Here is a 269-nt window from a genome sequence, read left to right on the forward strand (position 1 = left end):
GAGATGGGCACGCGCAAGATTAGATAGTTGGTGAGGTAACGGCTCACCAAGTCGATGATCTTTAGGGGGCCTGAGAGGGTGATCCCCCACACTGGTACTGAGACACGGACCAGACTCCTACGGGAGGCAGCAGTGAGGAATATTGGACAATGGGTTAGCGCCTGATCCAGCCATCCCGCGTGAAGGACGACGGCCCTATGGGTTGTAAACTTCTTTTGTACAGGGATAAACCTATCTACGTGTAGATAGCTGAAGGTACTGTACGAATA

Annotated in this window: 1 rRNA gene; it reads left to right on the plus strand. The window is 52.0% G+C overall.

Annotated elements, in window-relative coordinates:
* Window positions 1-269, plus strand: a 16S ribosomal RNA gene (locus ACPYOJ_RS35485); the annotation flags it as partial.

This window comes from Rhizobium sp. SVR5-9E (assembly GCF_056755095.1).